Below are 23,770 nucleotides of genomic sequence, written 5' to 3' on the forward strand. Positions count from 1 at the left end.
GTTGAAGTATGGGGGAGTCCGGGACATGTTGGCCGCCTCACTGGTGATTGGTGTTGAGGTCTGTTTATTCTTGCCAGGTGAAGAAAACACTCGCGAAACTCGCGGACGGTCGCGAACTGATCTACTTCGACACCGACGAGAGCGCCGTACGCGAGGCGCCCGACCGGCGCCCCCTGGACCGTGTGCAGAGCCGCCCGGAACTGCGGCAGGACGAGGCGACCGGCGACTGGATCACGATCGCCTCCCACCGGCAGGGCCGCACCTACCACCCGCCGGCCGGCGAATGCCCGCTCTGCCCCTCCCGGGACGGCAGGCTCGGAGAGATCCCCGCCGCCGACTACGAGGTGGCCGTCTTCGAGAACCGCTTCCCCTCCCTCGCGGGCGCGGCCGGCCGCTGCGAGGTCGTGTGCTTCACCCCGGACCACGAGGCCCGCTTCGCCGACCTCACCCCGGCCGCCGCTCGCCTGGTCCTGGACACGTGGACCGACCGCACCGCGGAGCTCTCCGCCCTCCCGGGCGTCGAGCAGGTGTACTGCTTCGAGAACCGGGGCGTCGAGATCGGGGTGACGCTCCCTCACCCGCACGGCCAGATCTACGCCTTCCCCTTCACCACGCCGCGCACCGTCAAGATGGCCGCCGCCGCGGCCGCCCACCGCGCCGCCACCGGCCGCAACCTGTTCGAGGACCTGCTGGCAGGCGCGCGCGCCGCCACCGAGCGCGTGGTGACGGCCGGGGAGCACTGGACGGCCTTCGTGCCGTACGCCGCCCGCTGGCCCTACGAGGTGCACCTCTACCCGCACCGCCGCGTCCCCGACCTGACCCGTCTCACCGAGGCCGAGCGGGCCGAGTTCCCCGGCATCTACCTGGACCTGCTGCGCCGCTTCGACCGGCTCTTCCCCGTCCCCGGGCAGCCGGAGGGCGCGGCTCCCACGCCGTACGTCTCCGCCTGGCACCAGGCTCCGCGCACCGGAGGCGCTGAACTGGCCCTGCACCTGGAGCTGTTCACCGTCCGCCGGACCGCCGACAAGCTGAAGTTCCTCGCCGGGACGGAGTCCGGGACGGAAGCCTTCATCAACGACGTGGCCCCCGAGGCGGCCGCGCAGCGACTTCGGGAGGCCCTCTCGTGAACCGTACGGACCAGTCGGACCAGTCGGACCAACCGGACCGGTGGGACGAGTCCGACGACGACAGCCGTGCCGACCGGGTGGCGGACGCCTTCCGACGGCTCTTCGGCGACTCTCCGGACGGGGTCTGGGCGGCACCGGGCCGGGTCAACCTGATCGGCGAACACACCGACTACAACGACGGGTTCGCCCTCCCGATGGCCCTCCCCCAGAGCACCCTGCTCGCCGCCCGCGGCCGTACGGACGGGCGGCTGCGGCTGCACAGCGCACAAGGTGACGGCCGGATCACCGAACTGGCCGTGGCCGCGCTGGCCCCCGGCACCGTGACCGGCTGGGCAGGCTACCCGGCCGGCGTGGTCTGGGCACTCGCCGAGGCGGGACACCCGGTCGGGGGCGCGGACCTCCACTTCGACAGCACGGTGCCCACCGGCGCCGGACTCTCCTCCTCCGCCGCGCTGGAGTGCGCGGTGGCCGTCGCGTACGACGAGCTGTACGGGCTGCGCCTGTCCGGGCCCGAACTGGCCCGGATCGCCCAGCGCGCGGAGAACGCGTTCGTCGGGGTCCCCTGCGGAATCATGGACCAGATGGCCTCCGTCTGCTGCACCGCCGGGGCGGCCCTCCACCTCGACGCCCGGAGCCCGGAGCGCCACCAGCACGTGCCCTTCGACCTGCGGGGCCAAGGGCTGAGGCTGCTGGTGATCGACACCAGGGTCAGCCACGACCTCGGCGACGGGGCGTACGCCGCCCTGCGGTCGGGCTGCGAACGCGCGGCCGCGCTGCTCGGCCTGCCGGCCCTGCGCGACCTGCCCGCCGGGGAACTCCCGCGGGCCCTGGACGCCCTGCCGGCGGAGCTCGTCCCCCTGGTGCGCCACGTGGTGACCGAGAACGCCCGGGTCGCCGAAGCGGTCTCCCGGCTGCGGGAGGGCAACGCGGCGGCGCTCGGTCCGATCCTCGACCAAGGCCACGCCTCGCTCCGTGACGACTACCGCGTCTCCTGCCCGGAGACCGATCTCGCGGTGACCGCCGCGGTCGGTGCCGGGGCGCTCGGCGCCCGGATGACGGGTGGCGGCTTCGGAGGCTCCGTCATCGCCCTGGTGCGGGCCGGCGAGGAGAGCGCGGTGGGTGGCGCCGTCACGGCCGCCTTCGCCGCCGCCGGGCACCGTTCCCCGCGCGTCCTCGCCGCCACCCCCGCCGCGGGCGCCCGGCGCCTCACGCCCGAAAGCCGTCAGCAGCCGCCGCAGTTGTAGTAGAGGACGTCCCAGTGGCTGCCTTCGTCGGCGTAGACGTTCCCCGAGCTGGACCGCCACATCGGCGCACCGTCGCCGCGTACGCCGATGTAGGTGAAGGTGTTCTTGATGTAGTTGGTGACGCACGTGCCCTTCGCGAAGTCGAGCTTGTACCCGTTCCAGTGCGAGTACGTGCCGCTCGCGTGCCCGGTCTCGGTCCCGCCGGTGATGTTGAGGGCGCACCCGGTGGCGCGCTTGAGGGTCTGGGCTCCTTGCGCGGTGGCGAGGTTGACCTGCTCGAAGGACGTGCAGGTCGGGTTGTTCCGGTCGGAGCAGTTGCCGGACGACGACCACGTGATGCCGACCTGGCGGAACATCGAGGTCGCGGTCGCATGGCTGATCTTGGTGGCGGCGGCGTGGGCACCGGTCGTGGCGACCAGTACCCCGAAGCCGGGCGCGAAGAGCGCGCCGAGGACGAGGGCGAGAGAGGTGAGGACGGAGCGGGTCTTCACTGGAGGCCTCCTGCGGGGTGACCGTCGGCTCGGGGACCGGGATGGGACGGTGCAGGTGGTGCGTCGAGCGGATCGAGCACAGTGATGGTGCCCGACGTCTACCAGGGAAGACCAGGGGGCCGCCCCCGGTCGTCGAGGGGCGCGGCGTGCGTCGTCCTGTGGACCGGTGTCAGCAGCCGGACGCCGGAGAGGCTGGGGGCCTCTCCGGCGTCTGCTGTGTCGTGCCGCAGCCCCCGGGACGGAATCCCGGGGGCCGCGGGGCTGTCGGTGTCGTCACTTACCGAGCTTCTGCTTCAGGTCCTGCTTGAGCTGGTTCTTGATGACCTGCTTGTTGACCTTGTTCACGGTGCCGCCGGTGCCGGTGCCGTCACCGCCGACGGCCGTGGCGTCGCCCAGGTTGGTGGCGTCGGCGCTGGCGTTGCCGCCTGTGGCGTTACCAGTGGTGATTTCGCACTTGCCCTTGCAGTTGCCGACACCTGAGTTCGCGGCGCCGCCGGTGGCCTCACCGCCGACCGTGGTGTTCTCGGCGTTGGCGTCGCCGCCGGTACCGATGCCGTCGGCGCTGTCGTCGCTATGGGCGAGGGTGACGGCCTGCTGCGGGGCGGCGGCCGGGGCGGCCATCGCGGTCGCCGGAAGGGCGATACCGCCACCCACCAGCGCCAGGGAAGCTCCGGCCAGAACGACACGACGGGTCGAGAAGAGCTCGAACATGGGAATTCTCCATTCGGTATAAAAAAGAGGGGTTCTGTACCGCCCCGGGGAAACGGGCCGGGATGATATTTCGACCTCATTTCCTCCGGGGTTCCCCGGTGAGGGCGTACTTCAAATAAACCCTGCCGGGGGACGTGCGTCACGCCACTTGAACACGTGGCTTGACGCCGAAAATCAATCTTGGTAAAAGCTGGGAGTCATGCCGGATGACGTGCTGAACGGGCACTCGTGTGGATCCTGGATAGACTTTCAGAGAAGGAAAGGCGGCCTGTCGCGTCGACCGCGTGTCCGAGTCGGCGCCATCGCGTCGAAGCGGTTCCGCGTGCGGGGGCCGGCCGCGGACCATAGAGGACGGGGTCGGCATGATCGGCACCTTTGCCCAGGGGCACGGCAGCGGCGCCGAGGTGTCGCCGGGCCGGCCGGGTGAGGGGGGTGCCTGATGACGGCATCGAACCTGAGCGCGTACACGGGCCGGGCCTCCGGCCTGATCGGGAAGCAGATCGCCGGCTACCGGGTCGAGCGGCTGCTGGGCCGCGGTGGCATGGCCGTCGTCTACTGCGCGAAGGACCTGCGCCTGGACCGTACGGTCGCGCTGAAGCTGATCGCCCCCGAGCGCGCCCGCGACGACACCTTCCGACGCCGCTTCACCCACGAATCGCGGGTGGCCGCTTCGATCGACCACCCGCACATCGTGCCGATCTTCGAAGCGGGTGAGACCGAAGGCGTCCTGTACATCGCCATGCGCTACGTCCCCGGTCCGGACCTGCGGGTCCTGCTGGACCGGGAGGGGCCGCTCCCCGTTCCGACCGCCCTGCGTATCGCCGCCCAGGTGGCATCGGCACTCGACGCGGCCCATGAGCACGATCTGGTGCACCGCGACGTCAAGCCCGGCAACATCCTGGTCGCCGCGGGAACCGACAGCGAGCACCCCGAGCACGTCTATCTCACGGACTTCGGACTGACGAAGAAGTCGCTGTCGCTGAGCGGGTTCACCACCGCGGGGGAATTCGTCGGCACGCTCGACTACATGGCGCCGGAACAGATCTCCGGCAGGCCGGTGGACGGCAGGTGCGATCTCTACAGCCTCGCCTGTGTCGTGTACGAAACACTGGCCGGCGGGCCGCCCTTCGAGCGTGACGGGGACGCTGCGGCTCTGCTGTGGGCGCATCAGTACGACCCGCCGCCGCCCCTGACCGAGAAGCGGCCGGAGATCGAACCCGCCGCCTCCGAGGTCCTGGCGAAGGCCCTGGCGAAGGTCCCCGAGGACCGGTACGGATCCTGCCTGGAATTCGTGGCGGCCCTGCGCGCCGCCACCGGGGGCGGCGTCGGCGAGCGTGCTGATCAGCCGGCCCGGGTGGATCCCCGGCCTCCCGGGGCATCGGAGACCCTCGTACCGCCACCGGAGCCTCCGGCCTGGGCCCTGCCGGTCTTCCGCGGCCCGTCCGGCGGGCCGTAGGGCACCGCGCTCACAGGCCCAGGGAGACGGCCAGCCGGGTCAGTTCCGCCGTGTTGTTGATGCCCAGCTTGGCCCGGATGCGGCGGAGGTAGGCGTCGACCGTGTGCTTGGAGAGCCCCATCTGGCGGGCCGTCTGCAGGTAGGTGCACCCGGCGGCGATGTGGCGCAGTGCCTCCTGCTCGCGCGGGGCGAGTGAGGGGGTGGGCGCAGGGGGTTCGGTGTGCGGCGTGGCGAGTGCGAGGCTCACGAGATTCCCTCCGACGGGTCGGATCGGTCATCACTGCTCGCACCCTTGAAAGCAGGGGGGCATGTACCTAAATGTCGGTTTTGCCCTTGTTGAAAAGCTTGGCCGCGCGACTTCATGACCGTGTCCGCCGACTGTCACAGGCGCGTCACAGGGAACGTCTTCCTGCAACCGGAGCCTCAGTACCCGACGAGGGACTGCTCGGCCCAGATGGTCTTGCCGATGGGGGCGTGCCGGGTGCCCCAGCGCTGGGCGAGCTGGGCGACCAGCAGCAGCCCCCGCCCTCCCTCGTCGAAGATCCGCGCACGCCGCATGTGCGGGGCGGAATTGCTCGCGTCGGAGACTTCGCAGATCAGGGTGGATTTCTCGTGGATCAGCCGCAGCTGGATGGGCGGCTGGCCGTACCGGATGGCATTGGTGACCAGTTCGCTGACCAGGAGCTCGGTGACGAACGAGGCCTCTTCGAGCCCCCACGCCGTCAGCTGGTCGCTCGCGTGCCGACGGGCTTGGGCGACGACGGAGGGGTCGGAGGACAGGTCCAGGACGACGACCCGGTCGGAATGGAGGGCCCGCGTCCGGGCGACGAGGAGGGCGACGTCGTCGTCGGGAGGGTGGCTCAGCAGAGCTGTCAGCACACGGTCGCAGACCGTCTCCAGCGTGGAGGCGGGCTGGCTGAGGGCTACGAACATGCTGTCCAGGGCGTCGTCGATGTCGTGGTCGCGGAGTTGGAGCAGGCCATCGGTGTACAGGGCGAGGACGCTGCCCTCGGGAAGCTCGACGTCGACGGTCTCGAAGGGCAGGCCCCCCAGGCCCAGCGGCGGGCCTGCCGGGACGTCGAGGAGGTAGACGGAACCTTCCGGGGAGACCACGGCGGGCGGGGGGTGGCCGGCCCGGGCGACGGTGCAGCGGCGGGTGACCGGGTCGTAGACCACGTACAGGCAGGTGGTGCCGATGCCCAAGGCGGCGGCTTCCCCGGCTGCTTCCTGGTCCGCCTCGTCGGCGGAGAGGTGGATGACGAGGTCGTCGAGGTGGGTGAGCAGCTCGTCGGGCGGCAGGTCGACGTCGGCCAGGGTACGGACCGCGGTGCGCAGCCGGCCCATGGTGGCGGCGGCACGGATGCCGTGGCCGACGACATCGCCCACGACCAGGGCCACCCGCGCGCCGGACAGCGGGATCACGTCGAACCAGTCGCCGCCCACGCCGGCCTGGCCACCGGCGGGCAGGTAGCGGGAGGCGATCTCGAGTGCCGCATGATCGGGCAGCGTCTGCGGGAGCAGGCTGCGCTGCAGCGTCATGGTGTTGGTGTGCTCCCGGTTGTACCGGTACGCGGTGTGCATGCCGCCGGCGGCTCTGGTGGCGATCTCCTCGGCCAGCCGCAGGTCCTCCGGCTGGAAGGGCTCCGGGCGCTCGTGACGGCCGAAGACGGCCAGGCCGAGAGTGGCACCCCCGGCACGCAGCGGCACCACGACGATCGAGTGGGTGCCGTTCTCGCCGATCCAGGCAGCCCCGGGGTCCTCGCTCAGCCACCGGGCGACGGCCGCGTCGGCCGTCCCGTACACGGCGCCACGGCCTGCGGCCAGACACTCGGCGGGAGGCGACAGCGGCGGATAGACAACCGTCCCTCCGACCGGGACCGGGGATTCCGCGCCTCCCACGAGGACCGGCCGCACAGCGGTACGGCGCACGGTTACCGGACCGGCCACCGGACCGGATGACGGCGCGTCGCCGCGCGGGGGAGGTTCCAGCAGGTCCACGACCGCGAAGTCGGCGAGCCGGGGGACGGCGGCGTCCGCCAGCTCCTGCGCGGTGCGGGCGCTGTCGATGGTGGTGCCGATGGCGCCGACGGCGCCGACGGCGTCCGGCAGGAGCATCTGCTGCCGGTCGACCTCGATCCCGGTCCTGTCGTGCGCGGCCAGGCACACGGCGCGTACCCGGCCGTCCGGGTCCCGCAAAGGGGCCAGCGACGTCGTCCAGCTGCGCTCCGCGCCCGCACCCGTGGGGCGGACGAAGGCGTCCACGGACTGGGGCTCACCGGTCTCCAGCACCAGGCGCATCTTCCGTTCGGTCTCGTCGCTGGTGGGATCCGGCGCGATCTCCGGCAGGCGCAGCCCGCGCATCCCGGCCTCGGTGAGGGACAGCGTGCGCTCCACGCCAGCATTCGCCCGCACCAGCCGCAGGTCCTCGTCGAAGACCGCCAGGAAGCAGGGGGACTGGGTGAACGCCCACTCGTTCAGCGGATCCTCCCAGGACGTGCGGGACTCCCCACCGGTCACGGCGGACACCACGAACCACTTGGCGCTCCCGCCGGTGGACGTCCAGCGGTGCGCGAGCAGTCCCAGTTCCAGCCGACGTCCGTCCCGGTGCCGCAGCGCCACGGTCCCGCTCCACCGTTGCTGCTCGGGCGGGATCCGCCGCGCCGTATCGCCGACGTCATCGGCGAGCAGCTGGGCGGCGGACAGCCCCACGACCTCGGAGGGTACGTAGCCGAGCAGTCGACGGGCTTCCTCGCTCCACTCGGTCACGACACCCTGCTCGCTGATGGTGGCCGTGGCCGTGTACGCCGACCCGTGGGAGGCGCTCGACTGCGCCGGCCGCTCACCAGGAGAGGTGGGAAGTCGCTCCATCGCCGCTCATCTCGCCCTCGCTAGTTCCTTGCCCGCTGTCCCACGGGAACCTGTACGGCCAGGGGCTCCACTGACAAGCATGATCCGGCGGGGCAAGGAGCACCAACGCAGTCCGGTCACGGGGCGCACAGCCGGCCGGACCCGAGGAGGAGGCTGCCGGGACGCCCGGTGGCGTGGCCGGATGCGCCAGGACGAGGGCGAGGACCGTGTCCCCCGCCCGCCACACCATCGCGCGGCGCCGGCCGCTGAGTGCGGGCGGCCGAAGGCCGAGGATCACGATGCGGCGCGGAGCGGCGCTGAAGATGCCGGTCCGGTCGGCCTTGACCGCGGCTTCCTTCAGGGCCCAGGCACCGGCCATGGCCTCGGGCCGGTCCGTGCCGATGAGGGAGAGCTCCTCGGGGGACAGGACGCGGTCCGCGACGCGGCGTACCGCGGCGGCCGAGCCGGTCTCGCACAGGTCCACACCGGCCGGTTCCGGTGCGAGGGCCGCGGCGACATGGCGGGCGGTGTGGCTGACGGAGACGTGCAGGGCGGGCATCGGGCTGCCGCCGACGACGACGTACGGGCTGCCGTCGGCACGCGGAAGGACCTCGACTTCGTTCCCCGGCGCTCCGACGACCTCGCCGACCAGGCGCTTGGCGAGCAGGCGGCCGGCCAGCCACTCGGCCTGCCGCCAGGCCGGCAGCGCGCGGACCACGCGCTGTTCGGCCCGCGTGAGAGGCGGTGCCCCGTGGAGGTCCGCGCGCCGGGCCACCACGAGGCCGGCTCCGCCCCATCGGTGGATCCGACCCGGCGCGATCGACCGGAATGTGGTGGGCATGGCGGCGGGGGTCAGGCGACGGCGGCCGTGGCCGGCTGCCGCAGTTCGTGCTCCAGCGCGGTCACCGCCTGACGGATCTGGTCGGGCGTGTGGTCGCAGGTGACGAAGAAGCGCAGCCGGGCCAGCTCCTCCGGTACGGCCGGGTAGAGGATGGGGTTGACGCTGATGCCCTGCTGGAACAGGGCCTCCGCCAGCCGGAGGGTCCGCAGCGAGTCCCCGACGATGCACGGGACGATCGGCGTGTCGTGACTGTCGCCGATGTCGATGTCCGCGTCCCGCGCGAGGCGGACGAACAGTGCGGCGTTCTCCGAAAGACGGGCCACGCGCTGCGGCTCGGCCCGCAGCAGCCGCAGGGCGGCCAGCGATGCGGCCGTGTCGGCCGGGGTCATGCCGGCGCTGTAGACGAAGCCCGGAACGGTGTAGCGCAGGTACTGGACGACCGAGCGCGTCCCGGCGACGTAGCCACCGCAGCTCGCCAGCGCCTTGGACAGGGTGCCCGACCACAGGTCGACGGCTGCCCGGTCGACGCCGAAGTGCTCGCCGATTCCGCGCCCCGTCGCGCCGATGGTTCCGATGCTGTGCGCCTCGTCGATCATCAGCAGCGCGCCGTGCCGGCGCTTGACCTCTACGAGGGCGGGCAGATCGGCGATCCCGCCGTCCATGCTGTACACGCCTTCGATGACGACGAGCACGCGCCGGTACTGGTGGCGGACCTGCCCGAGGACGGCGTCGAGGGCGGCCGCGTCGTTGTGGGGGAACGGCCGCCGGGTCGCGCCGGAGAGCTTGCAGCCTTGCAGGATGCTGTCGTGGGCGAGGGAGTCGTGGATGACGAGGTCCCCCACTCCGACGAGGTGCCCGATCACGCTGACGTTGGTGGCGTGCCCGTTGGTCAGAGTGATCGCGTCTTCGCATCCGAGCAGGGCGGCGAGTTCCGTCTCCAGTTCCAGGTGGAGCGGACGGCTGCCGGACAGCAGCCGGCTGGCGGACACCGAGGTGCCGCAGCGTTCGATCGCCTCCTTGGCGGCCTCGCTCACCCGGGGGTGCGTGGCCATGCCCAGGTAGTTGTAGCTGGAGAAGGAGAGCAGCTCCCGGCCGTCGATGACCGTCTTGTCCGTCATGCCGCCCTCGTGGACGAGGAAGTACGGATTGGGCAGCCCCGTCCGGGCGAACGCGGCGATGCGCTCGTCGTGGGCGGTGACCTCCGGGAAGCGGTCGATCCGCGTGTGCTCCTCGGGGAGCGGGGCGGTGGCGGTGGCGGAGGCGTCGGGCGCGGACCGGTCCGTGGGCGGGTCGGCGGGCGGCGCCGGCGGGGCTTCGCCGCCGTGCACGGCGCGCTGGCCGGGGAACGCCGCCGGTGCCGTGCCCGCGCAGTCGCTCGCGATCATCGCGGCGATGCTCCCGACGGTCGGCCGGTCAGCGGCCCTTTCGTCGAACGTCCACCGCGGCCACTGCCGCGTGAGGGAGGTGAACAGGTCGGTCAGCATCAGCGAGTCGAAACCGAGATCGTCGATCAGCAGCTGGTCGTCGCGCAGGTGACTCACGGGAAACGCGCTGATCCGGGCTACCCGCGCGAGCACCGTGTCGGTGACCTCGTCCGTGACCCCGTCCGTGACCTGGTCCGTGACCTCGTCGATGCCCCCGGTCGGCGAAAGCGCCTCGGCGGCCGGGGCCGGGGCCGGAGGAGCGGGCGGGCCGACGTCGGCGGCAGGCTGTGCGGTGAGCGCCCTGCCGAGGTGGGTGAGCAGGCTGACCTGCTGCTGAACCAGCTGGAGCAGTTCGCTCATGGCGTCGTTCACCGGGTCGGCCGTCCGTTCGTTCGTCGGGTGGTCCATCGGGGTCTCCTGATGCGGTACGGGCTGGGGCTGGGGCGGGAGGTCGGCGGCGGGGGCGTCCTGCTTCGCGGGGCGCCCGGCCCGCACCCAGTAGGACTGGGCGTCGAGCCTCGCCACCGGCAGGTCGATCAGACGTCGGTCTTCCTCGGGAACCAGAGCGCGCGGGTCGACCGGGGCGCCCAGGACCGCGAGCCGTGCGAGCGCGCGGACGAAACCGTGTCCGTCGTCCGGCGCCACCCCCGCGGCGGCGACGACGTGGACGTCGTCGTGACCGGCGAGGTTGCGGCGGACCGAGGTGAGGAGCGAGTTGCCGCCGGTCACCTGGAGGAAGACGCGGGCCCCCTCGTCGTAGGCGGTACGGACGGCACCGTCGAAGTGGACCGGCGTGGACGCGTGACGGGCCCACAGCCGGCGAAGCCGTTCGGGGTCGGTGCAGACCGCCGCGTTCACGGACGAGACGAACGGCAGGACGGGGCTGCGGACGGGGAGGTCGGCGAGGTCCGCGCGCATGGCTTCGTCGGCGGAGGCCAGGCGCGGCGAGTGGAAGGCGTTCGACACCTCCAGCGCCACCGTGACGATCCCGGCCTCGGCGCAGGCCTGCCGCATGGCGGCGAGTCCTCGCGGCGTGCCGCTCACCACGACCTGGCGCGGCTGGTTGAAGCAGGCGAGCCACACGTCGTCGATGCCGTTGCTGAGCCTGCGGCAGGTCTCCTTGTCGCTCTGTACGGCGAGCATCCCGCCCCGCAGGCCCGTCTCGGCCTGCCGGAGGGCCGCGCCCCGGTGGACGAGCAGCCGGACGGTGTCCTCGGCGGTGAGCGCTCCGGCCGCCGCGGCCGCGGCGAACTCTCCGAGACTGTGGCCGAGGGCGAGGTCGGCGGTGACTCCGCAGTCGGCGAGGAGACGGGTGGCGGCCAGCTGGACGGTACCGAGCAGGGGCTGGCACACATCGGTGGCGGCGAGCCGCTCCCTCAGCTCCTCGGCGTCGCCGCGGGTGGTCGCGGCCTCGCCGTACAGCAGATCGGTGAGGTCGAAGCCGGCCTCCCGCCGGGCCACGGCGCCCAGGGCGTCGACGGTTGCCCGGAAGCCGGTGGACCTCTCGTACAGGTCCCGCATCATGCCCGGCCGCTGACTGCCCTGACCGGGGAAGAGGAAGGCGATGCGGCGCTGCGCGGCCGGCAGGGGGGCGTCGGCGGCGAAGGCGCCGTCACCGAGATCGCCCCTGGCACCGTCGGCGAGCTGTCGGCGGGCGCGGCGCAGCCGCTGGATGAACTCGTCGGTGCCGGTGGCCACGATCGCGAGCCGGGTCGTCAGCGGCACGCGCGCGCCCAGCGTATGGGCCAGTGCCGCGAGCGGCGGGCGGGGTGCGACGTCCACGGTGTCGAGTACGTCGCCCATGTACCGGTCCAGCAGCTCGGGGTTGCCGGCGGAGAGCAGGACGAGCTGAGGCCCGGCGCCCTGGGGGCGTACCGGGATGCCGGCGGGGGCCGGGGCGGCGGGCCGCTCCTCCAGAACCACGTGGACGTTCGTGCCGCCGAACCCGAACGAGCTGACGGCGGCACGCCGCGGGGCGCTCCCGCTCGGCCAGGGCCGCGCGGTGTCGGCGAACCGCAGGCCCGCGGCGCAGACGCCCAGGTCCGCATGCGGGGTCGTTTCCGGCTGCGGCACGATCGTGTCGTGGTGGACGACCAGGGCCGTCTTGATCAGTCCCGCGATGCCCGCCGCGGACAGGGAGTGCCCGATGAGGGCCTTGCCGGCGGCGAGGTAGCACAGAGAGGGGTCGTCGTCGGGGTACTCGGTGCGCAGTCGGCGCAGCGCCTCCACCTCGGCGCGGTCGCCGACGGTGGTGCCGGTGCCGTGGGCCTCCAGGAAGGCCACGGAGGAAGGGGCGACACCGGCGTCGTCGTACGCGCGGCGCATGGCGCGCAGCTGGCCTTCGGGAGTGGGTGCCAGCGGTCCGGGAGACGCGCCGTCGTTGGCCGAGCCGATGCCCTTGATCACCGCGTAGACGCGGTCGCCGTCGGCGAGTGCGTCGGCGAGCGGCCGTATGACGACGGCACCGGCGCCTTCGCCGAGGACGAAGCCGTCGGCCCCTTCGTCGAACGGACGGCACACCCCGGTGGCGGACAGCGCGCGGAGCCTGGAGAAGCCGACCAGGCTGTCGGGGGTGAGGTTGAGGTACACGCCGCCCACGACGGCGATCCGGCAGGTGCCTTGGCGCAACTGTGCGATCGCCTGGTCGAGGGCGACCAGGGAGCCGGAACAGGCGGCGTCGACGGCGAAGCTGGGGCCGCCGAGGTCGAACTGGCGGCTGACGGTGCCGGACGCCATGTTGAGGAGGCTCCCGGGCAGGCTGAAGGCATGGAGGGGGCCGAACCGCTCCGCCTGCTCCTTGACGGCGTCCAGGCTGCCGGGGTGGTCCGCCGCCTGCGACTCCTCGGCCAGGGCCATGGCCCGGAGGGGGGCCGCCATGAGGTCCTTGTAGTCGGACACCGAAATCCCGAGGAAGACCCGGTGTTCTCCCGGTCGAAGTCGCCGCGGCCCAGCCCCGCGTCGTCGAGGGCCTCGCGGGCGACATCGAGCATCAGCCGGTGCTGCGGGTCCATGGCCTGGGCGCGGGAGGGCGGCACCCCGTAGTGCACGGCGTCGAAGCGGTCCACGTCGTCCAGGAAGGCGACCTGGTCGGTGTACGAGGCATGGGGGGCCGACGTGTTGCCGGGCTCGTGGAAGGGCTCGTGGTTCCAGCGTGCCGCCGGGACGGAGGAGAACTGCCGTTCTCCGCTCAGCAGGAGGTTCCAGTAGGCGCGGATGTCGGGGGCGCCGGGGAAGCGGCAGCCGAGTCCGGTGATGGCGATGTCGGTCATGAGGAGTCTTCCTTGGTCGCGATGGCCCGGGCGGGAAGCAGCCGGGGCGCGGGGACGGGGCAGGCGCCCTGGTGGTCGGCGGCGGGCGGGGTCGGGGGATGGAAAGAGGTGGGGACGGAGGGGTGCTGCCGGGGGTCTCTCCGGACGGGGTCCGGAGGGACGGCCGGGGGAGGACGGGTCGCCGGGCGCGGCACCTTGAGCCTCGGCAGCGGCGGCGCCCACCAGTTCAGGCCACCCGCCAGGCGCATGAGCGCCGGTACGAGGACGCCCCGTACGAGCGTGGCGTCGAGGAGGACTCCGAGGCCCGCGCCGATCCCGAAGAACTGCAGCAGGGAGACCTGGGAGGTGCCGAAGCTCAGGAGGGTGAACGCGAGCAGGGCACCGGCGGTCGTGACGATGCCGCCCGTGTGGGCGAGGCCCGAGACGATCGAGCGGGCGTTGTCCTGCCCGGCGTCGTGCGCATCCTTGATCCGCGCGAGGACGAACACCTCGTAGTCCACCGAGAGCCCGAAGACGATGCAGAACAGCAGCACCGGCATCGTCGTACTGAGCGGTCCGGGCGTGAAATCGAGCAGGTGGTGCAGATGGCCCATCTGGAAGATCCACACCATGGCACCGAGGACGGCCGCGAGGCCCAGGGCGTTCAGCGCGATCGCCTTCAGCGGCAGGAGCAGGCTGCGCGTGAAGCCGAACAGCAGAACGAACGTGGTGACGGTGATCAGGGTGAGCGCCAGCGGGATCCGGTCTCCCACCGTGTCCTTGGCGTCCACCAGTACCGCGCTCTGTCCGCCGACGAGGACGTCGGTGCCCGCCGGGGCGGGAGTCGCCCGGATGTCGTGCACGAGCTGCTGGGCCGCGCGCGAGCGGGGGTCGGCCAGCGGCACCACGGAGAGCGGGACCTGGCCGGTGCCGGCGGGCCCGGCCATGGATCCGCCGCCGGAGAGCACTGCCTCCTCTCCGTTCCGGAAGCTGCTGCCGGGCCCCACGACCTGGGCGACCTGGGGGAGCGCGGACAGCCGGCGGGCGTAGTCCTCCTGCGCCGACGGGGACGCCGTCGTACCCGTGGTGACGACCGTGAGCGCGCTGGAACCCTTCATCTCGAACGCGTCGCGCAGCAGGTCGCCGGTCTGACGGCTGGACGCGCTCACCGGCAGCGCCCGGTCGTCGGGGGTGGCGAAGCCGGCGTGCGCGAAGGGCGCGGCGAGCACCAGCAGCAGGCCGATCACGGGCAGCGCCGCGATCAGCGGGCGGCGTACGACGAACCGCGCCAGCCCTTCCCACAGGCGCGACCGCGAGCCGGCGTGGGCCCGGCGGCGCCACGGCACGGGCCAGGCGTTGACCCGCTTTCCGAGCAGCGTGAGCAGGGCCGGCAGTACGGTCACGGCGCTCACCGCCGCGATCGCCACGACGGCGATGCCCGCGTAGGCGAAGGAGCGCAGGAAGTACGGCGGGAAGACGAGCAGCGTCGCGAGCGCGGCGCAGACCGTCGCGGCACTGAAGGCGATCGTGTGGCCCGCGCTGCGGACGGTCCGGATGGCGGCGTTGCGCGGCCTGCATCCCTTGGCGAGCTCCTCACGGAACCGCGAGACGATCAGCAGCCCGTAGTCGATGCCCAGCCCCAGGCCGAGCGCCGTCGTGAGGTTCAGCGCGAACACGGACACATCGGTGACGGCGCCGAGAACGCTCAGGACCAGCAGCGTTCCGGCGACGGCCAGAACCCCGATCAGCAGGGGCAGCGCGGCGGCCACCACACTGCCGAACACCAGGACCAGCAGGATCAGGGTTCCCGGCAGGACGACGGCCTCGGCCCGCTTCAGGTCGGACTCCGAGATGTCCTGGAGCTCGGCGTCGACGAGCGCCGTCCCTCCCACACGCACGGTCAGCTCCGTCGTGGCAGCCGTCGGGGTGGTCAGCTCCTCGCTCAGCTGCTTGATGCGCGTTCCGAGCTGCTCGCCCTCACCGTCCACGTGTGCGACCAGCATGGCCGCATGGCCGTCCCGGCTGCGCAGCTCCGCGGCGTCGGAGGTCCAGTACGAGGTCACGGCGCTCACATGCGGCTGGGCGGCGAGGCGTCTGGTCAGGTCCTCGCCCGCATCCCGGGCTGCCGGGCCGTCGACGGAACCGCTGCGGGCCTGTGCGACGACGACCAGGTTGGGGGACGCTCCCCCAGGTGCTCGGCCGCCACACGGGCGGCACGGCTGGACTCGGACCGCGGATCGTCGTATCCCTGCGTCTTCAGACGGCCGGTCGCGTCCGCACCGAACACGGCGGACAGCAGGAGGAAGACGAGCGCGGCGAGTAGCACGAGGCGGGGACGGCCGGTGACGAAGCGTCCCCGTGCACGACGGGACATCAGGGCCTCCGATGCGGATGGCGTATCGCTCCTGCTCTTGCGCAGGAAGGTCGATTGCCACCGTGGCCCGGAGGAGGGACGTAGCCCCAGTCCCGGCTACTCGTCACTTGACAGGAGCCGATGGGGCGGGTCGGGGCGCGGGCAGGGTGCACCGGCCTCCGCCGGTCGAAGAAGCCCAGCTTTTACCAAGATTCATTTTCTGCGTCAAGCCACGTGTTGAAGTGGCGTGACGCACGTCCCCCGGCAGGGTTTATTTGAAGTGCGCCCTCACCGGGGAATTCCCGGAGGAAATGAGGTCGAAATATCATCCCGACCCGTTTCCCCGGGCGGAATGCAACCCCTCTTTTTTACACCGAATGGAGAATTCCCATGTTCGAGCTCTTCTCGACCCGTCGTGTCGTTCTGGCCGGAGCTTCCCTGGCGCTGCTGGGTGGCGGTATCGCCCTGCCTGCGACCGCGATGGCCGCTCCGGCCGCCGCCCCGCAGCAGGCCGTCTCCCTCGCCCATGGCGACAGCGCCGACGGCATCGGTACCGGCGGTGACTCCAACGCCGAGAACACCACGGTCGGCGGTGAGGCCACCGGCGGCGCCGCGAACTCCGGTGTCGGCGAGTGCGGGGGCAAGTGCGATATCAGCACCGGTAGCGCCAAGGGCGGCAACGCCAGCGCCGATGCCACCAACCTGGGCGACGCCACGTCCGTGGGAGGTAACGGCACCGGCACGGGCGGCACCGTGAGTAAGGTCGACACGCAGGTCATCAAGAACCAGATCCTGCAGAACCTCAAGGCCAAGCTTGCCAATTGAGGGCCACTGACAGCCCCGCAGCCCCGGGAGCGCGTCCCGGTCCGCCGCACCGCACAGCAGACGCCGGAGAGGCCCACGGCCTCTCCGGCGTCCGTCACGTACTGGGGTGATCCAGGATTAGGAGCCCGTGGCCGTCGCGTCACCGCTCGAGGCGGTGGCGTCGCCGGTGTTGGTGGCGTCGGCGCTGGCATTGCCGCTCGTCGCGGCACCCGTGACGATCGTGCACCTGCCGATGCAGGTGCCGACGCCGCCGGAGGTGGCGGAGCCGCTGGTGGCGGTTCCTCCGACGGTGGTGTTCTCGGCGTTGGCGTTGCCGCTGACGGCGCTGGCGGAACCGCCGTTGCCCCTGTTCTTGGCGCCTCGGGCATGCGCGCCTTGTCCGACCGAGGTCACGGAGGCGGAGCGGCCGCCGCTCACGACGTCACCGCTCAGAACCTCACCGCTCCAGGTGGTGTTGACGCTGTCGTGGCAAAGGCCGCTGCACGCGTTGAAGGCGCCGTCACCCACGGAGGTGTTGGTGCTGGTGTCGCAGAGGCCCGTGCACTCGTTGAACGCACCCGCCCCCACAGTGGTGTTGGTGCTGCCGCCGCACAGGCCCTCGCACGCGCCGGAGGCGCCGTCGCCCACCGCGGTGTTGGTGCTGTCGTGGCAGAGGCCCTTGCACACGCCGGAGGCGCCGTCGCCCGTGCCGGTGTTGGTGGTGCCGTGGCAGAGGCCCTCGCACACGCCGGGGGCGCTGTACGCCGCGGCGCTGTTGATGCTGCCGTAGCCGTACTGCGGGGCCGCCGGTGCGGCCATCGCGGTCGTCGGCAGCGCCACGCCGCCGGCCAGTGCCACGGATGCCGCGGCCAGCACGATACGACGGGTCCAGGAACGCTCGTTCATCGGAATTCTCCGGGATTCGTGTATGAGGTCTCCGCCTGTGGCAAATCGGGCGGCTATGCGGGGCCCGACGTTATCGTGCGGATCATGTCGCGAGCAGGATCTGGCGAAGTGCGGCGTGTTCACGCGCCCTTCCCGGTCTTCACCGCTGCGGCGGCAGTCAACTACCAAGATCGATTCTCGACGTCAAGTCCCGTATTCAAGTGGCGTGACGTGCGTTCCCTCGCAGGGTTTATTTGAAGTACGCCCTCACCGGGGAACTCCCGGAGAACCCGAGGTCGAAGAAATTGTTCCCGGCTCGTTCCGCGGGGCGGTTTGCAGACTCTTTTTGATATTGAATGGAGAATTCCCATGTTCGAGCGTTTCTCGACCCGTCGTGTCGTTCTGGCCGGTGCTTCCCTGGCGCTGGTGGGTGGCGGTATCGCCCTGCCTGCGACCGCGATGGCCGCTCCGGCCGCCGTCCCGCAGCAGGCCGTCTCCCTCGCCCATGGCGACAGCGCCGACGGCGTCGGTACCGGCGGTGACTCCAACGCGGAGAACACCACGGTCGGTGGTACGGCCACCGGCGGCGCCGCGAACTCCGGTGTCGGCAGCTGCAAGGGCAAGTGCGTGATCACCACCGGCAACGCCACCGGCGGCAACGCCAGCGCCGACGCCACCAACCTGGGCGACGCCACGTCCGTGGGCGGTGACGGCACCGGCACCGGCGGCACCGTGAACAAGGTCAACAAGGGCCAGCTCAAGAAGCAGCTCAAGCAGGACCTGAAGGCGAAGCTCGGCAAGTGAGGGCTGACAGCCCCCTGCCTCCAGCCTCCGGGAGTCCGTCCCGGGGCGAGCCGCCACCCCATACCGCAGACGCCGGAGAGGCCCGCAGTCTCTCCGGCGTCCGCGGTGCGCGGCGGCGGCTCGCCCCGGTACATGGCCAGGTCAGAGCGCTACGCGTGCCGTCGGTCCGGGGCGGTGCGACGCTGAGGGAGGATGCGGCCGAGGGGGAGCGGGGTGCGCGGCCGGGGTGAGCGGGCGTCCTGCGAACCGTGAGGAGACCCCATGAAGGGCACAACGCAAGGCCGCGTGGCCGGCGCCCCGACCCATTGGCTCGTGGCGGGCGCCGTGACGTGCGGCCTGTTGCTGGCAGCCGGTCCGGGAGCCGCGGCGCAGGAGACGGCCGGGCAACGGGCGCCCGCCGCCCCCTGTTCGAGCAAGCAGCTCATCGCGGACAGCGCGCAACGGATCGGCGTCAGCCAGGTGCGGATCACCGTCATCAACGACGGTCCGAAGGCGTGCGTCCTGAAGGGGTTTCCCACCGTGGCCCTCGCCGGTCAGGGATCGCCGGACCGCAACAAGCCCCTGAACGTGGTCCGTCGGGGCCAGGCGCGCGCCGTGCCGCTGGCCGTTGGCGGCCGTGCCTCGACGCAGCTCTCCTTCACCCCGGTGCTCGGTGAGGGAGAGGGGTACTGCGCGTCCGGCGCCGAGCCGACCGTCGCACCCTCGATCGTGCTGGGCGTGGGAGGGGGCGGGCTCCAGGTGGCGCCCGATGACGGTGGGGAGTTCGCGCTCTGCGGCAACACCGTGCGCGCCACGGCGTTCCGCGGCGGCGGCTCCTGAGTTCCTGACCCGGTTTCCCTTTCCCGTACATCCGGCTCCCCGTGACGTCGGGCCTCCGCCACCTCGGTCGTAGGGGGCGGAGGCCCGACGTTCGTGTTCAGGCTTCGCGCCCCGGCACCGGCTTCGGCACAGCGGAGCACCACGAAAGCACTCGCGCCTGTCAAGACACGAATTCCCGAGACATGACGTCCGGTCTCCCGATCATGCCTAGTGGAATCCGGTACCCCGCTCGGCCGACGTGAGGCCGACCGTCGGCCGGAAACGTTCTTGCGTCGAACTGCGGCACACCGACATGGGAGACGAGTGGCGATGACTTCCGAGAACAGCACGATTCGATGTCCCCGGGACGAATCACGTACGTCGACCCTTCGGGGATTCAAGCGCTGGACGCCCGCCGATCAGGTGCCGGTGGAATCCGACGGCATCTCCCTGGCCCGGTCCCTCACCGCACACGTGCGACGGACAGGAAAGCATTTCCTGCCGGAGCACATGCTGGTCCGGCTGAGCGATGTCCGGCATCGGCATGCCGAAGACCGCCCGTTCCTGACCGCCTTTCTCGACTGCATGCTCGACAAACACGAGGGGCGTTTCCGGAATCGCGCCTACCTCGCGCTGCCGGTCCTGGAGCTCCTCATGGACGAACGGCATTGCGGACCGAGCGCGGACCGGATGTCCACCATGCTCATGTCCGACGTCGTTCGTTTCGAGATCAAGGCGGCGGGCGGCTCTCGCGAAGGACCCAGCCGGGGCCGACCGGATCCGGCGACGCTGGACACCAGGTTGCGGCACGCCCTGCGGTTCGTGACGCAGGGACCCGGCCGGCCGGACGCCGGCGACCTGCCGTCACGGGCGGCGCACACACCGCTGTCCCGGCTGGAGGCCCTCGTCAACCACCTTCCCCGGCCCCCGGCGACGGACGCCTGGCGGTGGTTCGACGTCACCGTGCAGCCCGTCTACGTACTGCACGACGAGTACTTCTTCATCCGCGTCCTGCAGACCCGCGAAATGCTCTTCACCGCGACGGTGGCAGACATGAAGGCGGCCATCGGGGCGCTGCGCGCGGGACGCCTCGACGACGCCGCGGAGCGAATAGAGCATGCGGTTTCGATGTTCGAGCGCGCTGCTGCGCTGTTCCGCGTTGCCGCCACGATGCGGGCGGAGCAGTTCTCCGCCTTCCGGCAGTACACCCAGGGTGCCGACGCCATTCAGTCCGCGCAGTACGAGCGGTTCGCGAGCCTGTGCGGTGTTCCTCCCGTCCGGCGCCCGCGTTCGGCCGCCTTCACGAGTGCGCCCGCCCTACGGGCCGAGGCGGAGGATCCCGGCCACGACACCGTCACACAGGCATATCTCGACCTCCGGGGCGAAGGGGGCTTCGACCGGACGCAGTGGAACCTTCTCGACGCGGCGCTCAGCCGGCTGGAAGCCAGGCACCAGCGGTGGAAGTCGGCCCACCGCGGCCTTGCCGCGCGCGTGCTCGGCGATGCGTGAGCCGTGCCCATCGCGGAGAGGCAGCCCAGCGCGGCCTCTGTCGCCTGTCAAGTCCCGAAAAATCGCGGCATGACGAGACATCGAGGTCAGAGGCTTACTCAAGACACGGGCTCACGCACAGCAGGTGGCCCCACCCGCGTCGACTCGTGAAGGACGGCCTCGTCCGGCCATCTCTTCACCCTTTTTCGCGGGAGCGGATTTCGCGGGAGCGGAGTTTCCATGATCCACGCCTCCAGGACGCGGAGGCCATAATGGCTGTAAGGAGCGCGCAGATGCGAACAACCACCATTTTCCCGATGTCCTGCCTCGGGGGGAGAGTGTCGTGAGTTCCCTACCTCCTCCGGGCGAGCGCCCCACCGGCCCCCCGTCCGGTCCGCTGTCCGATCGGCCGACGAACGAGCATCCCCCGCCGCCGGGGCCTCCGCCCTCGGGGCCTCCGCCCCCGCCGGGGCCTCCTGGCCCGCCGACCGTAAGCGGCGAGCCGGGTGAGCCGGGCGAGCCGGACAAGCAGGGCGGGCATCGCGGAGGCTCTGCTCGCGGGTGGCGGTCGCGCAAGACGGTGCTGAGCGCCAGCGGCGTGGTGGTCATGGCGACGGCAGTGGTCCTCGGCTTCACCGTCCTGGGCGGGAACAAGGCAGCCGGGGGAGAGGTCTTCCTCCAGGCCACCTCGGCGGCCGGCCCCGATCCGTTCACCCCGTCGACGGCCACGGAGTCCGCGACCGTCGCGGTCATGCCCGTAACCGCTGCCAAGTCGACGGACGCCGCGCGCACGCTCGAGGTCAACGGTGCGTACCCGGGGCTGTACGGAGGTACACGGAACGTCGCGAGCTGCGACGTCGAGAAGCAGATCAAATTCCTGGGGCAGCACCCGGCCAAGGGGAAGGCCTTCGCCGCCCCGCTGCGCATCCAGCAGCCCGAGATCCCCGCCTATCTGCGGTCACTGACGCCCGTTCGGCTGGCCTGGGACACGCGGGTCACCAACCACGGGTACAAGAACGACGCGCCCGTCGGTTATCAGGCGATCCTGCAGGCGGGCACGCCCGTCCTGGTCGACGACCGTGGTGTCCCGCGTGTGCGCTGCGCTTGCGGCAACCCGCTGGCCCCGCCCGTCGCCGTCAAGGGCAAGCAGACGTACAGCGGCAAGCAGTGGTCGTCGTTCCGGCCCTCCGGCCTCGTTGCGGTCAAACCCGCCGAGAAGCCGGTGAAGACCGTCACGATGTTCGACCAGGAGCGCAAGGGATGGTACGTGCGCCCGAGCGGAGACGCGCAGGGCAGGCATGACCACGAGGTGCCTCCTCCCAAGGGCCAGAAGCCCGACTCGCCGTACCCGGTCCTGCCCCTGCCCCGCGAGGACTCTATGGAGAGGCCCCCTGTCCAGGACCCGGAGAAGGTCCCGGGCCAGGAGCCCGGAAAGGTGCCGGACACCAAGCCGAAGGTGGTGCCTGACCAGGACTCGAACAAGGTGCCGGAGCAGAAGCCGGACACCAAGCCCGAGCAGAAGCCTGACACCAAGCCGGAGAAGGAGCCCGAGCAGAACCCGCAGAAGGAGCCGGACACGAAGCCGGAGCAGAAGCCGGACACGAAGCCGGAGCAGAAGCCGGACACGAAGCCGGAGCAGAAGCCGGACACGAAGCCGGAGCAGAAGCCGGACACCAAGCCGGAGCAGAAGCCGGACACCAAGCCGGAGCAGAAGCCGGACACCAAGCCCGAGCAGAAGCCGGACACCAAGCCCGAGCAGAAGCCGGACACGAAGCCCGAGCAGAAGCCGGACACCAAGCCCGAGCAGAAGCCGGACACCAAGCCGGAGAAGGAGCCCGAGCAGAACCCCCAGAAGGAGCCGGACACGAAGCCGGAGAAGGTGCCTGAGCAGAAGCAGGAGAAGGTGCCGGACACGAGCCCGCAGAAGGTGCCGGACACGAAGCCGGAGCAGAAGCCGGACACGAAGCCCGAGCAGAAGCCGGAGCAGAAGGTCCCGGACACGAGCCCGCAGAAGGTGCCTGAGCAGAAGCAGGAGAAGGTGCCGGACACGAGCCCGCAGAAGGTGCCGGACACGAAGCCCGAGCAGAAGCCGGAGCAGAAGGTCCCGGACACGAGCCCGCAGAAGGTGCCTGAGCAGAAGCAGGAGAAGGTGCCGGACACGAGCCCGCAGAAGGTGCCGGACACGAAGCCCGAGCAGAAGCCGGAGCAGAAGCCGGACACGAGCCCGCAGAAGGTGCCGGACACGAGCCCGGAAAAGGTCCCGGACCAGAACCAGAACCAGAACCCGGAGACCGGCCAGAACCAGGACTCCGACACGCAGTCGGGCAACGAGGAACAGTCCGGATGATTCCGACCTGACTGTTCGAGCACCCGACCGGCCGACCTCGCCCGCCCCCCGGGCACGGCCGGGCGGTCGCGCGGTGCCGGCGATCATCCGGCCCCGTGCCGGCCCAGGACCATCCAGGCTCGGGCGGTGAGGGGGATCGACCCGTCGGAGGCAGCGGGGAGGGAGGTACGCAGACGCTCCCGCAGCCTGGCGCGCCGATCCGGGGGCAGCGCGGCGGCGTAACCCGGGGCGGGTCCTTGGCCGCCCAGGAACGGTGACCAGTAGTCGTCGAAGTCGCGGAAGCGTGTCGGTACGTCGATCGCCGTGACGAGCACGGACGTCAGGCCGGCGCCGGCGAACAGCGCACGCAGCGGGTCAGGCCGGCACAGCGGGAAGCGTGTCCCCTCGTGCAGATCGCGTGCCCGGTCGTCGAGTGATGCGGCGGCATCCCAGAAGCGGCGGATGAGCTGCATGCCCTCGGCGTAGTCCCACACGTAGGCGCCCACGACGGCGCCCGGCAGCGCGACGCGCGCCATTTCGGACACGGCTCGCGCCGGATCGGACACGAAGTTCAGCGTCAGCCCGCTGACGACGGCGCCGGCCACGGCGTCGGGGACCGGCAGGGCCATGGCGTCGCCGACGACGAAATGCGCGCGGGGATGGGACACCAGGCGACGGGCGTGGTGAACGTACCCCGCCGAGGAGTCCACGCCGACCACCTCGCCGGCCCCGCCCACATCCAGCGCTGCCCGGGAGACCGCGCCCGTACCGCAGCCGATGTCCACCCAGCGCTCACCCGGGGCCACGCCGAGCCGGCCCGCGAACTCGGCAGCCACCGCCCGGCTCCACCGCCCGATGTACGGTTCGTACGCTGCGCCGACGGCCCACGTGTCGTGACCGTCGCCCTGCCGCGTCACAGCACC

The 23,770-nt window shown here is 71.5% G+C and carries 18 protein-coding genes and 1 pseudogene; 8 read left to right on the plus strand and 11 right to left on the minus strand.

From position 1 onward, the window contains the following. Window positions 1-77: 77 nt before the first annotated feature. A complete protein-coding gene (galT, locus tag OG429_RS32950) occupies window positions 78-1,127 on the plus strand; it encodes a galactose-1-phosphate uridylyltransferase (RefSeq protein WP_328928908.1) in 1,050 nt (349 codons plus the stop codon). Window positions 1,128-1,204: 77 nt separating this feature from the next. Continuing rightward, on the plus strand, window positions 1,205-2,371 hold the full coding sequence (gene galK, locus OG429_RS32955; protein ID WP_328930491.1) for a galactokinase: 1,167 nt from the start codon (window positions 1,205-1,207) through the stop codon (window positions 2,369-2,371). Here the strand turns inward: galK and OG429_RS32960 are convergent. Beyond that, a complete protein-coding gene (locus OG429_RS32960) occupies window positions 2,350-2,862 on the minus strand; it encodes a hypothetical protein (RefSeq protein ID WP_328928909.1) in 513 nt (170 codons plus the stop codon). The two genes, galK and OG429_RS32960, sit on opposite strands and share 22 nt — an antisense overlap. 273 nt (window positions 2,863-3,135) lie before the next feature. Then, complete coding sequence (locus OG429_RS32965; RefSeq protein ID WP_328928910.1) at window positions 3,136-3,573, minus strand: hypothetical protein; 438 nt, start codon at window positions 3,571-3,573, stop codon at window positions 3,136-3,138. A 439-nt stretch (window positions 3,574-4,012) separates the two neighbouring features. Between OG429_RS32965 and OG429_RS32970 the strand changes: the two genes are divergently transcribed. After that, entirely contained in the window at window positions 4,013-5,029 is a 1,017-nt protein-coding gene (locus OG429_RS32970) for a serine/threonine-protein kinase (RefSeq protein WP_328928911.1), read from the plus strand. A gap of 10 nt (window positions 5,030-5,039) precedes the next feature. Here OG429_RS32970 and OG429_RS32975 read toward each other — a convergent pair whose 3' ends face one another. From OG429_RS32975 to OG429_RS33000, 7 genes and pseudogenes are all read right to left on the minus strand, one after another. Continuing rightward, window positions 5,040-5,276, minus strand: a complete 237-nt coding sequence (locus OG429_RS32975; protein WP_328928912.1) for a response regulator transcription factor — start codon at window positions 5,274-5,276, stop codon at window positions 5,040-5,042. A gap of 176 nt (window positions 5,277-5,452) precedes the next feature. Further along, a complete protein-coding gene (locus OG429_RS32980) occupies window positions 5,453-7,897 on the minus strand; it encodes a SpoIIE family protein phosphatase (protein WP_328928913.1) in 2,445 nt (814 codons plus the stop codon). After that, window positions 7,869-8,717, minus strand: a complete 849-nt coding sequence (locus OG429_RS32985) for a 4'-phosphopantetheinyl transferase family protein (RefSeq protein WP_328928914.1) — start codon at window positions 8,715-8,717, stop codon at window positions 7,869-7,871. Before OG429_RS32985 ends, OG429_RS32980 begins: the two co-directional genes overlap by 29 nt. An 11-nt stretch (window positions 8,718-8,728) precedes the next feature. Continuing rightward, window positions 8,729-11,944: an aminotransferase class I/II-fold pyridoxal phosphate-dependent enzyme gene (locus OG429_RS32990; protein WP_443051316.1), complete on the minus strand. Its 3,216-nt coding sequence runs from the start codon at window positions 11,942-11,944 to the stop codon at window positions 8,729-8,731. Further along, a pseudogene (locus OG429_RS41540) lies at window positions 11,936-13,410 on the minus strand (beta-ketoacyl synthase N-terminal-like domain-containing protein); the annotation flags it as partial. The gene OG429_RS32990 and the pseudogene OG429_RS41540, both read right to left, overlap by 9 nt. Then, entirely contained in the window at window positions 13,407-15,560 is a 2,154-nt protein-coding gene (locus OG429_RS32995; RefSeq protein ID WP_328930493.1) for an MMPL family transporter, read from the minus strand. The gene OG429_RS32995 and the pseudogene OG429_RS41540, both read right to left, overlap by 4 nt. After that, entirely contained in the window at window positions 15,488-15,763 is a 276-nt protein-coding gene (locus OG429_RS33000) for a hypothetical protein (protein WP_328930570.1), read from the minus strand. Before OG429_RS33000 ends, OG429_RS32995 begins: the two co-directional genes overlap by 73 nt. A 369-nt stretch (window positions 15,764-16,132) precedes the next feature. On the opposite strand from OG429_RS33000, the gene OG429_RS33005 reads away from it, so the two are divergent. Beyond that, window positions 16,133-16,567 carry a hypothetical protein gene (locus OG429_RS33005; protein ID WP_328928915.1) on the plus strand — a complete coding sequence of 145 codons (435 nt, stop codon included), beginning with the start codon at window positions 16,133-16,135 and terminating at the stop codon, window positions 16,565-16,567. 117 nt (window positions 16,568-16,684) lie between these two features. Here OG429_RS33005 and OG429_RS33010 read toward each other — a convergent pair whose 3' ends face one another. Then, complete coding sequence (locus OG429_RS33010) at window positions 16,685-17,452, minus strand: hypothetical protein (protein WP_328928916.1); 768 nt, start codon at window positions 17,450-17,452, stop codon at window positions 16,685-16,687. 348 nt (window positions 17,453-17,800) lie between these two features. On the opposite strand from OG429_RS33010, the gene OG429_RS33015 reads away from it, so the two are divergent. The 4 genes from OG429_RS33015 (at window position 17,801) to OG429_RS33030 (ending at window position 22,868) form a co-directional block, all read left to right on the plus strand. Beyond that, complete coding sequence (locus OG429_RS33015; protein WP_328928917.1) at window positions 17,801-18,235, plus strand: hypothetical protein; 435 nt, start codon at window positions 17,801-17,803, stop codon at window positions 18,233-18,235. 261 nt (window positions 18,236-18,496) lie between these two features. Beyond that, window positions 18,497-19,054: a DUF4232 domain-containing protein gene (locus OG429_RS33020; RefSeq protein WP_328928918.1), complete on the plus strand. Its 558-nt coding sequence runs from the start codon at window positions 18,497-18,499 to the stop codon at window positions 19,052-19,054. A 564-nt stretch (window positions 19,055-19,618) separates the two neighbouring features. Continuing rightward, the gene (locus OG429_RS33025) at window positions 19,619-20,542 is read left to right on the plus strand and encodes a tryptophan 2,3-dioxygenase family protein (RefSeq protein ID WP_328928919.1); all 924 of its coding nucleotides are present in this window, start codon (window positions 19,619-19,621) and stop codon (window positions 20,540-20,542) included. A gap of 559 nt (window positions 20,543-21,101) precedes the next feature. After that, window positions 21,102-22,868 carry a DUF6777 domain-containing protein gene (locus tag OG429_RS33030; protein ID WP_328928920.1) on the plus strand — a complete coding sequence of 589 codons (1,767 nt, stop codon included), beginning with the start codon at window positions 21,102-21,104 and terminating at the stop codon, window positions 22,866-22,868. Between the two features lie 83 nt (window positions 22,869-22,951). On the opposite strand, the gene OG429_RS33035 is transcribed toward OG429_RS33030, so the two are convergent. Next, on the minus strand, window positions 22,952-23,683 hold the full coding sequence (locus tag OG429_RS33035; RefSeq protein ID WP_328928921.1) for a class I SAM-dependent methyltransferase: 732 nt from the start codon (window positions 23,681-23,683) through the stop codon (window positions 22,952-22,954). Window positions 23,684-23,770: the final 87 nt, after the last annotated feature.

The organism is Streptomyces sp. NBC_00190, assembly GCF_036203305.1.
In the GTDB taxonomy this organism is placed as follows: Bacteria; Actinomycetota; Actinomycetes; order Streptomycetales; family Streptomycetaceae; genus Streptomyces.

Excerpts from the sequence above, each read along its gene's own strand:
- OG429_RS33025 (WP_328928919.1), top strand. The coding sequence starts at position 19,619 with ATGCTCGACAAACACGAGGGGCGTTTCCGGAATCGCGCCTACCTCGCG.
- OG429_RS33005 (WP_328928915.1), top strand. The coding sequence starts at position 16,133 with ATGTTCGAGCTCTTCTCGACCCGTCGTGTCGTTCTGGCCGGAGCTTCC.
- OG429_RS33020 (WP_328928918.1), top strand. The coding sequence starts at position 18,497 with ATGAAGGGCACAACGCAAGGCCGCGTGGCCGGCGCCCCGACCCATTGG.
- OG429_RS33015 (WP_328928917.1), top strand. The coding sequence starts at position 17,801 with ATGTTCGAGCGTTTCTCGACCCGTCGTGTCGTTCTGGCCGGTGCTTCC.
- OG429_RS32980 (WP_328928913.1), bottom strand. The coding sequence starts at position 7,897 with ATGGAGCGACTTCCCACCTCTCCTGGTGAGCGGCCGGCGCAGTCGAGC.
- OG429_RS32970 (WP_328928911.1), top strand. The coding sequence starts at position 4,013 with ATGACGGCATCGAACCTGAGCGCGTACACGGGCCGGGCCTCCGGCCTG.
- OG429_RS32985 (WP_328928914.1), bottom strand. The coding sequence starts at position 8,717 with ATGCCCACCACATTCCGGTCGATCGCGCCGGGTCGGATCCACCGATGG.
- OG429_RS33000 (WP_328930570.1), bottom strand. The coding sequence starts at position 15,763 with ATGTCCCGTCGTGCACGGGGACGCTTCGTCACCGGCCGTCCCCGCCTC.
- OG429_RS33010 (WP_328928916.1), bottom strand. The coding sequence starts at position 17,452 with ATGAACGAGCGTTCCTGGACCCGTCGTATCGTGCTGGCCGCGGCATCC.
- OG429_RS32965 (WP_328928910.1), bottom strand. The coding sequence starts at position 3,573 with ATGTTCGAGCTCTTCTCGACCCGTCGTGTCGTTCTGGCCGGAGCTTCC.
- OG429_RS32990 (WP_443051316.1), bottom strand. The coding sequence starts at position 11,944 with ATGGGCGACGTACTCGACACCGTGGACGTCGCACCCCGCCCGCCGCTC.